This window comes from Nitrospira sp. (genome assembly GCA_037045225.1).
In the GTDB taxonomy this organism is placed as follows: Bacteria; Nitrospirota; Nitrospiria; order Nitrospirales; family Nitrospiraceae; genus Nitrospira_A.
The window spans coordinates 856,285-867,957 of the sequence record JBAOHZ010000009.1; the positions used below are offsets into that span (position 1 = coordinate 856,285).

Below are 11,673 nucleotides of genomic sequence, written 5' to 3' on the forward strand. Positions count from 1 at the left end.
AAACGATCGGGCCGCTGCCCTCAATCAGCTCGGCCAACACACACATTCCGTCCTAGCTGCCTCCTGCGCCGTATCCCAGCGAGGAAGGAACGGAATATGCGTTACCATTCAGTGCACTGCCACAGAATCGCACAGACCCCGACGGCATTCTGATCCGCAGTCAAACAATCGCCTAACAGGGGTGGCCTATGCACACGTTCCCTACGTTATGGCTCACAACACTACTAGTTCTCTCAGCAACCTGGGATCCCAAGTGCGTAAGAGGGACAGAGTCGAACACCAGCGCTCCCGGATCCCCGCTCACGAGCCAGCCGGCCCACTCGCAGACACGGGGCCCCTCCACACTGTCCTCCGTCCGCGCCGCAATGAACAGACACACCCGCACGCTGCTCGCAGTCCCCCGCAGGCAGAATGGGAGGCTCCCGGCAAGCTACAGCACCAGTCAACCACAAACCCTCCGCCTCCGGCCGCTTCCCCCGACAATCAATAGGCCAGGAGGGCTTGAGCCGGAACCGTTCATCGGACCGAGCAGACAAGAACAGGCAACACCGACACTCTCCCCCAACCAGGGCACAAACCTCGTCGACGCATCTTCTCTCACATCGATCTTCGCCTGGTCTCGAAGCAACCAGCTCCCCCTCGCCATGAGCGCGATTCCGCAGCAACGAGAAAACGAATACGAACGGATGAACGAGGCCTCGCACGAAAATATACATGGAGGGAACTAACACCTCCCGGATGACCAACTCCCCCTGTTCGACACAAGATGCCCCCCTCAATTCTGGCCGCAGCGAGGCGCAGAACATGGACCGACATGCGCGCCATCCTTGTGAACACGATCGGACGAAGAGGCCGACGGTTTCATGAGCACGCTACCATCCGAATGCGGACACTACCGTGCAAGCAGTTGATTTCGTTCGCCCTCGCCTCCTAAGATAACCAGCTATGCTGCAGAAAACTGCAGCCCTCACACGCTTCCACCACGCTCCGCTTGTCTGCTCTCGCGCAGGAATCGCGATTGGAGTCGAGCGTTATTCGGAAGGACGGCGAGTAGTTCCCGTAAAGATACGTATGTCTGGAACCAAGCATAAAACCTTCACGATCCTGCTGGTCGAGGACGACGCGGGAGATGTGGACATGTTCTTGCGAACCGTTGAACAGGAGCTGCCACGCCATGAGGACGAGCAGGTCACACTGGTCATCAATGCGACGGCCGAAGGTGCGCTGGAGCGGCTGCAACAACAACCGATCGATCTGATCATTGCCGACGTGCGCTTGCCGGGCATGAGCGGGATTGAACTCCTGCGGCGGGTGCAAGACCTGAATCGACGCATCCCGGTCATCATTGTCAGTGGAGTCCATGCCATAGAGACGGTCATTGACGCGATGCGCCACGGGGCGTTCGACTACATCGTGAAGCCCTACGACACGATGGATCTCTCGGCGCGCATTCACCGCGCCATGCGCATGTCGGAGATCCTGCTGCAAGCTTCACCCGATGAGCCCACCGCGCCGCGGATCCCCTTCAAAAACCTGGTGGGCGTGAGCGCCCCGATCAGAAGCGTGATGGCCATGATCGAAGCCATCGCCCGGGTCCCGTCCACCACACTGATCATCGGGGAAACCGGCACGGGCAAAGAATTGATCGCCAAGGCGATTCACGAACGCAGTCTCGATAGCGACGGCCCGTTTCAGGTCGTCGACTGCACCACCTTCTCGGAAGGCACCGTGGAGAGTGAATTGTTCGGCCATGTCCGCGGCGCATTTACCGGCGCAGTGGCCGACAGAACCGGCTTGATCGAGTCAGGGAGCCACGGCACCGTTTTTCTCGACGAAATCGGCGACCTGCCCGCCAATTTGCAGGCAAAACTCTTACGCGTGCTGGAAGCCGGCGAAGTACGTGCGGTCGGCAGTACGCAACAGCGCAAGGTCAACGTGCGCTTTATCGCCGCGACCAATCAGGATCTGGCAGAGAAGGTGAAGCGGAACGAGTTCAGAAAAGACCTGTTTTTTCGCCTCAATGTCATGGTGATCCGTGTACCGCCCCTCCGTGAGCGGACAGAAGATATCCCTGTCCTCGCGCGACATTTCGTTGCCCGCTATGCCAAGGAATTTACGAAACGCGTGGAAGATCTCCAGCCCTCCGCCGTCACGGAGCTGGTCGCCTATCCCTGGCCGGGGAATGTGCGGGAGTTACGGAATGTGATGGAGCGAGCCGTGATGCTTGCCAAAGGAGACCGCATCGGGATCGCGGATGTGGCCGGCATGCTCGCCGTGCCCGACGAGCGGCAGCGGGAAGCCTCCGATGAGGACTATCTCCATCTGCCGTATGCAAAAGCCAAGGAGCAGGTACTGGAGGCCTTCAATCGACGGTATATTTCAACCAAGCTGACCATCCACCAGGGCAACGTCACCCACGCCGCCCAGGACGCCGGACTGCCGCGCTCCTACTTCCATGAGATCATGCGCCGCTATACAAAAGACGAAAAATAGCGGTGTCAGTAAAGCATGACACTCTCAAGCAAAAACATGGCATAACTCATTGTTTAATTTACATAAATAATACACATATCAACTCGTCCGCCTTTACAGACACATATATACCCATATATTTCAATAAGTTAACAACTTCCCCCTCTATCGTAGTCAGCAGTTACTGCCCCCCCTGTTCCCACCGACGATCATCCCAAATTTTCGCTTACAACCAAACGCATTAAATAATTGTTTTTATTGCGCTTATTTCCCTGTTACCAAAACGAAATGTAACCACATTTTCTGCCCACGACGGCACGTGACTTGTAATACACCTATACCGCGAGCGAATACCCGCTCACCAATTTCGAATTGTGAGGGGCGAATGTTTCCAATTCGACACATGGAAAGGGGGTACACCAGACCAGATTGCATCCACGTGAGTGTAGTGAGGTTGTACGAACAGGTGCATGAGGGACTCATGTGCCTCACAAGGAGGTAGCTATTATGCAGGTTTCCGTTTCACGGAGACAGTTTCTCAAAATCTCGGCGGGAACCGTCGCGGCCGTGGCCGTGGCGGACAAAGTCCTCGCGTTGACCGCGCTGCAGCCGGTCATCGAGGTTGGGAACCCGCTGGGTGAGTACCCGGATCGGTCCTGGGAGCGTGTGTATCACGACCAGTACCGGTACGACTCATCCTTTACCTGGTGCTGCTCACCGAACGACACCCATGGCTGTCGCGTCCGGGCCTTCGTCCGGAACGGTGTCGTCATGCGCGTGGAGCAGAACTACGATCACCAAACCTATGAAGACCTCTACGGCAACCGCGGCACGTTCGCACACAATCCGCGCATGTGCTTGAAGGGCTTCACCTTCCATCGTCGCGTGTACGGTCCCTATCGGTTGAAGGGTCCGTTGATGCGGAAGGGCTGGAAGCAGTGGATGGACGACGGCTCCCCCGAGCTGACGCCCGATGTGAAACGCAAGTACAAGTTTGACAGCCGCTTCCTCGACGACCTCAACCGGGTCTCCTGGGACACGGCCTTCACCTATGTCGCCAAAGGCGCCGTGCTCATCGCGACGCGCTATAGTGGTGAAGCCGGTGCCCGTCGTCTCCGCGAGCAGGGCTACGCTCCGGAAATGATTGAAATGATGAAGGGTGCGGGCGTACGGACGTTCAAGCATCGTGCCGGTATGCCGGTGCTCGGCATCGTCGGTAAGATGATGAACACCCGCTTCAACGGCGGATGCTTGCCGTTGTTGGACTCCTGGATCCGCAAAGTCGATGCCGAAAAGGCGCAGGGCGGAAAGTACTATTCCAACTACACCTGGCACGGCGACCAAGATCCATCCCATCCGTTCTGGAACGGGACCCAGAACTGCGACGTCGACCTCTCCGACATGCGCTTCTCCAAGCTGAACACCAGCTGGGGCAAGAACTTCGTCGAGAACAAGATGCCGGAAGCGCACTGGAAGCTCGAGTCCATCGAGCGCGGCGCGCGAATCGTCGTCATTACGCCGGAGTACAACCCAACGGCCTACCGCGCAGACTACTGGATTCCTCTGCGGCCTGAGACCGATGGCGCGAACTTCCTCGGTGCCTGCAAAATCATTTTCGACGAAAACATGCAGGACATCGATTACATCAAGGAATTTTCCGACCTGCCATTGCTCGTACGGACGGATACGCTTCAGTATCTCGATCCGCGCGATGTGATTGCGGATTACAAATTCCCGGATTTCTCAAAGAGCTATTCGGGACGCATCCAATCCTTGAAGCCCGAGCAGATTGAACGGCTCGGCGGCATGATGGTCTGGGATCTGGCGAAGGGGAAAGCTGTTCCCCTGCACCGGGAACAGGTCGGCTTCCACTTCAAGGAGAGCGGCATTGATCCAGCGTTGACCGGAACCTTCCGGGTGAAGCTGCTCAACGGTCGCGAGATCGATGTGATGTCGATCTACCAGATGTATCAAGTCCACTTGCAGGACTACGATCTGGACACCACGCACCAAATCACCCGTGCGCCGAAGGACCTCATCGTCCGTTGGGCGCGTGATTCGGGCACGATCAAGCCGGCCGCGATGCACAACGGCGAAGGCGTCTGTCACTATTTCCACATGACGGAAATGGGCCGGGCGGCTGCGTTGGTGATGACCATCACCGGCAACATCGGAAAGTTCGGGACGGGCTGCCATACCTGGTCTGGTAACTACAAGGCCGGTATCTGGAACGCCGTTCCTTGGTCCGGCGCGGGACTCGCGGTGCATACCGGTGAAGATCCCTTCAACCTGACCTTGGATCCGAATGCCCACGGCAAAGAGATCAAGACCCGTTCCTATTACTATGGTGAAGAAGTCGGGTACTGGAACCATGGTGATACGGCCTTGATCATCAACACGCCGAAGTACGGCCGCAAGGTGTTCACCGGCAAGACCCACATGCCGAGCCCCAGCAAAGTCCGCTGGGTGACCAACGTGAACATTCTGAACAACGCGAAGCACCACTATGACATGGTGAAAAACGTCGATCCGAACATCGAGATGATCGTCACGCAAGACATCGAGATGACCTCGGACGTCAACCATGCCGACGTGGCGTTTGCCTGTAACTCGTGGATGGAATTCACCTATCCGGAAATGACTGGCACGGTATCCAATCCGTGGATTCAGATCTGGAAGGGTGGTATCCGCCCGCTCTACGATACCCGTAACGATGCGGACACCTTCGCCGGCGTCGCAGCCAAGTTGGCTGAAATGACCGGAGATGCGCGCTTCCGTGGCGTATTCCACTTCGTGTACATGAACCGCGTCGATGTTTATCCGCAGCGGATGCTGGATGCCAGCGCCACCTGCTACGGATACAGCGCTGACGTCATGTTGAAGTCGGAAAAGGGTTGGATGGTCATGGGTCGTACCTATCCGCGCCACCCGCTCTGGGAAGAGACCAACGAGTCCAAGCCCCAGTGGACGCGGTCGGGTCGTATCGAGACCTACCGGATTGAGCCGGAAGCCATCGAATACGGGGAAAACTTCATTTCACACCGGGAAGGCCCGGAGTGTACCCCGTATCTGCCGAACGCGATTTTCTCGAACAATCCGTTCATTCGGCCGGATGACTACGGTATTCCGATCACCGCGCAGCACCATGATGATAAGCACGTGCGAAACATCAAGCTGCCGTGGGCGGAAATCAAGCGGCATCCGAACCCGTTGTGGGAAAAGGGCTACCAGTTCTACTGCGTCACGCCCAAAACCCGGCACCGGGTGCATAGCCAATGGTCAGTGAACGACTGGGTGCAGATTTATGAGTCGAACTTCGGCGATCCGTACCGCATGGACAAACGGACACCGGGTGTCGGCGAACACCAGTTGCACATCAACCCGCAAGCGGCGAAAGACCGCGGCATCAACGACGGCGACTACGTCTTTGTCGACGGTAACCCGGTGGACCGGCCCTATCGTGGCTGGAAGCCCTCGGATCCGTTCTACAAGGTGTCCCGTTTGATGATTCGTGCCAAGTACAACCCGGCGTATCCGTACCACGTCACGATGGCAAAACATGCCCCGTATGTGGCCACGGCGAAGTCGGTGAAAGGGCACGAGACGCGGCCAGACGGACGCGCCATTGCGGTGGACACCGGCTATCAGTCCAACTTCCGGTACGGCGCACAACAGTCGTTTACCAGAAGCTGGTTGATGCCGATGCACCAGACCGACTCACTCCCCGGCAAACACACGATTGCCTGGAAGTTCAAGTGGGGCTATGCCATCGATCACCATGGCATCAACACGGTTCCGAAGGAATGCTTGATCCGCATCACCAAGGCGGAAGATGGCGGCATCGGAGCCCGTGGTCCGTGGGAACCAGTCCGGACCGGCTTCACGCCGGGTCAGGAAAACGAGTTCATGATCAAGTGGCTGAAGGGTGAACATATCAAGATCAAGGTCTAGGACAGAGGTACACAGTCTGAGGGGTACGCCTCTCGGCACTTCGTCCTCGATACTTGAAACGAATGCGAACCATTAACTACATGATCATGTTCAGAAGGAGGATTCACAATGCCAGAAGTCTATAACTGGCAACTGGGACGGAAGATGCTGTATCCCTACGAGGAACGGCATCCGAAGTGGCAGTTTGCCTTTGTGTTCAACATCAATCGCTGTTTGGCTTGTCAGACCTGTTCGATGGCCGACAAGTCGACCTGGCTCTTCTCGAAGGGGCAGGAATACATGTGGTGGAACAACGTGGAAACCAAGCCGTACGGCGGGTATCCGCAGTTCTACGACGTGAAGATCACCCAGCTCATCGAGCAGGTGAACCCGGGCGGGCAGGTGTGGAACGTCCGCGTGGGACGCAAGCACCATGCGCCGTACGGCGTGTTCGAGGGGATGACCATTTTCGACGCCGGCGCCAAAGTCGGACAGGCGGCGATCGGGTACATCCCGACGGACCAGGAATGGCGGTTCGTGAACATCTATGAAGACACCGCGACGTCCATGCGGGCCTTGGTCGAGAACATCGACAAGTCCGGCTTTACGCGCGATGAACCGTGGCGTCTCTCCGGCAGCAGCTTGCCGGAACACGAGACCTACTTCTTCTATCTGCAGCGGATTTGTAACCACTGCACCTATCCGGGCTGCTTGGCAGCCTGCCCGCGGAAGGCGATCTACAAGCGGCCGGAAGACGGCATTGTCTTGATCGACCAGAACCGGTGTCGCGGGTACAAGAAGTGCGTGGAACAGTGCCCGTTCAAGAAGCCGATGTATCGGGGCACCACGCGCGTCTCGGAAAAGTGTATCGCGTGTTATCCGCGCATCGAAGGCAAAGACCCGCTGACAGGCGGCGAACCGATGGAAACGCGTTGTATGGCGGCCTGCGTGGGTAAAATCCGCATGCAGTCATTGATGCGCATCGGGGAAGACGGCCTGTGGGCGGAAGACCGCTGGCATCCCCTGTACTACACGATTCGTGTGGAGCAGGTGGCGCTCCCGCTGTATCCGCAGTGGGGCACCGAGCCCAACGGCTACTACATCCCGCCGCGGCATAGCCCACGTGGCTACGCACGGCAGATGTTCGGCCCGGGCGTGGATAACGCCATCGAGAAATACCTCGTGCCAAGCCGCGAACTGTTGGCGGTGCTCCAGCTCTGGAGAGCCAGTCAGCAGATCGTCTTCCGGTACGATGTCATTCCGGGTCCGAAAGTGTTTGAAACCCAGATTCACGGGAAGCGGTTCGACATGTACAACGATACCGTGTTGGGCTTCAACAAGTCGGGCAAGGAAGTGGCGCGTATTCAGGTCGAAGAGCCGATCTACATTCGGCCGGCCGAGCGCGTGAACTGGCTGTAAGACTCACACAGGCGAGAGAGGGCAACTTCTCTCGCCTGTGAAGGACCGCAGCACAACAAGGGCAGGAGGTTCGCAAGAACTTCCTGCCCTTGTACTTTCAGGTGATAGGCAACGGTTGCTAGAGCCAGCGTATGCACATATTCAGGCACTTCACGTACCCAGCTGCATGAAGAGCGCCGAAAGGCCCTGCGGGCATCACCCGATAATTTCCTCCCACAAATAACATACTCTGTCCGTACCGTGCTTCATCAGCACAGCGAAGCCTTGGGTATGTTGCCCTGCCAGCCTGTGGCTCGGCCGAATGAAAGGCCCAGCTCATCCCCATCATAGAGGGTATCTGTGCAGATATTGACAGCTCTCCCTTTGACCGCTATACTCATCATAGTTGAGAACGGTTATCAGTATCGCAACATTGACTGAGTAAGACGCCCGCAAGGACAACCGATCATCAGTGGGAGATGCCACCCATGTATGTCTGCTTATGTAAGGGATTAACAGAATCAGATGTGCGGACGGCCGGTCGTCAGGGCTGCCTGACCACCAGACAAATCGTTGCGGAATTCGGATTGCGCGATAGCGGATGTTGCGGCCGATGCGCGAAGAATATTCATGAACTTGTGTCGCTGGCAAAGAGCCAGCTGGAGAATACCTGCCAAAACCCTGTGCCGTCCTAGAATCCCAATCTCAAAGTAATCACGGCCCACTCGAGCCGGCTCTATTTCCCTGTGACTCAAATCCTCGCTTGACCGCACCGGCAACGTCGGCCACCCTCCGACCCAACTCACGGGCTCCGGTCATCTCTTGTACATCAATTCCAGGGCTCTCGCCTTCTGTTGTTGCGGAGGCACCAAACGCACCACCACCGCTCACAATAATCATCTGATTCCCCAGCATCGCCGCAAGGATTGAGAGCATCGTCAGCTCTTTCCCGCTGGAAATCTGACCGCCGGTTGCGAACGCCGCCCCCACCTTGTTTCTCAATTTGAATTCCGGGAAGACCCCGAACTTGAATTGCCAATCGTCAATAAACGCCTTCACCTCGCCGGCCATGTTGGACCAATAGACCGGAGACCCGAGCACAATCGCATCGGCAGCGAATAATTCCTCAGCCGTCACTTTCCCCACACGCTTCAGAACAACCTGCGTCTGGGGAACCGATCGAGCACCCTCTGCAACCGCCTCGGCCATTCGCTCGGTGTGCCCGAAAAGAGAGTGATACGCCACCAGCACATTGATCGTCGGAGAGTTATCAGCCGCTCGGGCAATCATCGGCACGGCCAGAAGACTGCTTGCGCACAGAAGCAGCACTCGCCACAGCTGAATCACGACACACCTCTCACTGGAGCAGAGAACAACCCTGACATCGGCTGGGCCAGGCCATGAGCGGCCTGGCATGAACTAGTCGCATCTTCGAATCGAGGACTGGGGACTGGGACTCTTGAAAACTCGCCCAATAGAACCGCAGCGCTTACCGGCGAACGATTTCTTCGTCCATGTGCTCTTCAACCGACACTTGGGTCAAGGTTCCACGATAGTCGCACTTGTGGCAGCGGATTCTGAACTCCTCAATCCATTTTTCCTGCACGTAGGATTGGCGACACTTCGGACAGACAAACACGCCTCGCATGTACACCACACGTCGCGTTTCTTTCATGAATCCCCTCCATCCAAGATCAAATGATAACGCGAGGATGGCACAGGGGCCGGCGGAATTGCAAGACAGCGGCATAGCGCCAGCCCACCTCGTTCACGTTGGCACCTTGACGGCCCACAAGGAGCCCGTTAGGATGCGGCCATGACGCTCCGAAGGGTAGATCGGCCTGAATATACAGCCTCCCCGAGAAAACTGAAGCCTTCGGTGTGGTGCCTGTTCGGCATCGCACTGTTCAGTCTTACCTGCTCCAGCTGGGCGGCCGAGCCACCAGCCGAGACCCTCATTACGGTCAAAACGCCGACCGGCACCCTGATTCAGGCTGAATTAGCAGATACGGCATTGAAGCGCGCCCAGGGGTTGATGTTTCGGGAGCATCTGGCCGATGACCGCGGGATGCTATTTATATTCGGCGACGCGCAGCCCTGGACATTTTGGATGAAGAACACCAAAATCCCTCTCGATATCATCTGGATGGATGGGAAGAAAACAATCATCCACATCGAGCGAAATGTTCCTATCTGCACCAGACAAGACGATGGCTGCCCGCAGTACCACTCGGAAGAAGGAGCCCTGTACGTATTGGAGCTTGGCGGGGGTCGCGCGGCTGCCCTGCAGCTTCAACGCGGCATGAAACTGAGCTTCAAGCAGCCCTGACCATCCTTCAGCCTCATTACTGCGCCTTCCGCGCACCCCAGAAAAAATTCTGAATACGCTCAATAAGAGAACGCGTGTGCGTGACGGCCGAAAGAGCTGCGGCGTCACGAGACAGCTGCGCCTTCGCCGCGGCGGTTGCCGCCTGTCGACGAGCAACCACCTCGCCGATTCGCTCGATCAATCGCCGATCTTCCTGAACGACCTGCAGCAAGGCCTGCTTCCCCACAGCAATGACCAACAACTCGGTCGCGGCCAACACCGTGGCCGAACGCGGCTCACCGGTCAATAGCGACATTTCTCCGAAAAACTTCCCGGCTTCGAGTGTGGTCACCGTGGAACTGAGCCCCCCCTCCTCCAACCGGACAGTGGCTTTCCCGGAAACAATGACATAGAGCACCTCGCCCGGCTCCCCCTGACGAACCACTCGCTCTCCGGGCAAATAAGACTCCCATCGCGCTTCCTGGGCCAACATCCCAAGTTGCTTCGTGTCGAGCGTGCCTAAAAAGTCGACCACCGCGAGTTGTGCAACAATGCGCTCGACCGTATGGCTATTCGCCAGAGCCTCTGTGTCGGCCGTCTGACGCACAACCCGCTGCGGGAATGGAATTTCGATGCCCTTCCGCGCAAACGCATGCCAGATGTAGGTGCGCAGAGTGCTTTCAATGACATCTCGTTGGGCGAAATCACCGATCGGGAACTTGATTCGATACTGGATCGCCGATTCGTTAAACGCGACAACCAGCGCGGTCGCCTTCGGATCCGGCAACACGCCGTCCACCGCCGCAGCAGTTTCGAGCAGCGTCGCACAAACCTGCTCAGGCGGGGTTCGATAGGCGGCATCGACATAGACGTTACAGAAATGCGTCGTGGTTGGCCTGGTAAAATTCGTCACACCGCCTTGAATCACCAAATCGTTCGCCAGGGTCACACAGTCCCGCTCTCGCGTGAGGAGCGTGACGTGCTCCATGCCAATGTGCGTCACGATGCCCTCCCGATCGAGCACCGTAATCCAGTCTCCCACTTTGACAATCTTTCCCAACTCGATACCGGCGAAAAATCTGGTCACGGTATCTTTCAACGCCACACCCACCATCGCCGCTGCGACCGTGGGCAATGCCACCAGGGCTACGAGGTTGATCCCCATCACCAACCAGAGAATCATTACTCCGGCGGCCACCACCTCTGCGCCGATCAACATCTGCCGGACGATATCGGGAATGTACCGCTGTCCGCGTTCGATCAACCATTCGCCGATGATCAGGACATCGAGCACCGTGAAAAGAAAAAACGATGAGCCGAGCCAGGCCGCGACATCAAGCCCTGCCTGGACGAGATGCGGGATGTGATGCAGCCACTCACTGTGGGCCACCAGCGATGCAGTGACAAACAACCACGCCACGCCACCGGCGTAGAACGGAAGACGCGGCGCGGATTGACCGCGTCTGGCAAAGAGGGAGATCAGGCCAAGCAGGATCGCGGCCACGATGGCAAACATCGCGGTGGCGGCGCCGACGAGAATCCCGAGACTCATGCGGAGAGCACCT

General features: G+C 57.4%; 7 protein-coding genes. 4 read left to right on the forward strand and 3 right to left on the reverse strand.

Annotated elements, in window-relative coordinates:
* Positions 1-1,071 precede the first annotated feature (1,071 nt).
* The 3 genes from V9G17_04850 to V9G17_04860 all read left to right on the forward strand — a co-directional run bounded on the left by V9G17_04850 (position 1,072) and on the right by V9G17_04860 (position 7,821).
* Positions 1,072-2,493 (forward strand): sigma-54 dependent transcriptional regulator, encoded by a 1,422-nt coding sequence (locus V9G17_04850; GenBank protein MEI2751910.1) that lies wholly within the window; start codon positions 1,072-1,074, stop codon positions 2,491-2,493.
* Positions 2,494-2,979: 486 nt separating this feature from the next.
* The gene (locus V9G17_04855; protein MEI2751911.1) at positions 2,980-6,423 is read left to right on the forward strand and encodes a molybdopterin-dependent oxidoreductase; all 3,444 of its coding nucleotides are present in this window, start codon (positions 2,980-2,982) and stop codon (positions 6,421-6,423) included.
* Between the two features lie 108 nt (positions 6,424-6,531).
* Complete coding sequence (locus tag V9G17_04860; protein ID MEI2751912.1) at positions 6,532-7,821, forward strand: 4Fe-4S dicluster domain-containing protein; 1,290 nt, start codon at positions 6,532-6,534, stop codon at positions 7,819-7,821.
* Between the two features lie 693 nt (positions 7,822-8,514).
* Here the strand turns inward: V9G17_04860 and V9G17_04865 are convergent.
* Together V9G17_04865 and V9G17_04870 are read right to left on the reverse strand one after the other, a co-directional pair.
* On the reverse strand, positions 8,515-9,147 hold the full coding sequence (locus V9G17_04865; GenBank protein ID MEI2751913.1) for an NAD(P)H-dependent oxidoreductase: 633 nt from the start codon (positions 9,145-9,147) through the stop codon (positions 8,515-8,517).
* Between the two features lie 142 nt (positions 9,148-9,289).
* On the reverse strand, positions 9,290-9,475 hold the full coding sequence (locus V9G17_04870) for a hypothetical protein (protein ID MEI2751914.1): 186 nt from the start codon (positions 9,473-9,475) through the stop codon (positions 9,290-9,292).
* 141 nt (positions 9,476-9,616) lie between these two features.
* Between V9G17_04870 and V9G17_04875 the strand changes: the two genes are divergently transcribed.
* Positions 9,617-10,129, forward strand: a complete 513-nt coding sequence (locus V9G17_04875) for a DUF192 domain-containing protein (protein ID MEI2751915.1) — start codon at positions 9,617-9,619, stop codon at positions 10,127-10,129.
* 16 nt (positions 10,130-10,145) lie between these two features.
* On the opposite strand, the gene V9G17_04880 is transcribed toward V9G17_04875, so the two are convergent.
* Positions 10,146-11,660 (reverse strand): cyclic nucleotide-binding domain-containing protein, encoded by a 1,515-nt coding sequence (locus V9G17_04880; protein ID MEI2751916.1) that lies wholly within the window; start codon positions 11,658-11,660, stop codon positions 10,146-10,148.
* Positions 11,661-11,673: the final 13 nt, after the last annotated feature.

Bases quoted from the DNA above. Each gene is read 5' to 3' on its own strand.
- V9G17_04850 (MEI2751910.1), top strand. From the start codon at position 1,072: ATGTCTGGAACCAAGCATAAAACCTTCACGATCCTGCTGGTCGAGGAC.
- V9G17_04855 (MEI2751911.1), top strand. From the start codon at position 2,980: ATGCAGGTTTCCGTTTCACGGAGACAGTTTCTCAAAATCTCGGCGGGA.
- V9G17_04860 (MEI2751912.1), top strand. From the start codon at position 6,532: ATGCCAGAAGTCTATAACTGGCAACTGGGACGGAAGATGCTGTATCCC.
- V9G17_04870 (MEI2751914.1), bottom strand. From the start codon at position 9,475: ATGAAAGAAACGCGACGTGTGGTGTACATGCGAGGCGTGTTTGTCTGT.
- V9G17_04875 (MEI2751915.1), top strand. From the start codon at position 9,617: ATGACGCTCCGAAGGGTAGATCGGCCTGAATATACAGCCTCCCCGAGA.
- V9G17_04880 (MEI2751916.1), bottom strand. From the start codon at position 11,660: ATGAGTCTCGGGATTCTCGTCGGCGCCGCCACCGCGATGTTTGCCATC.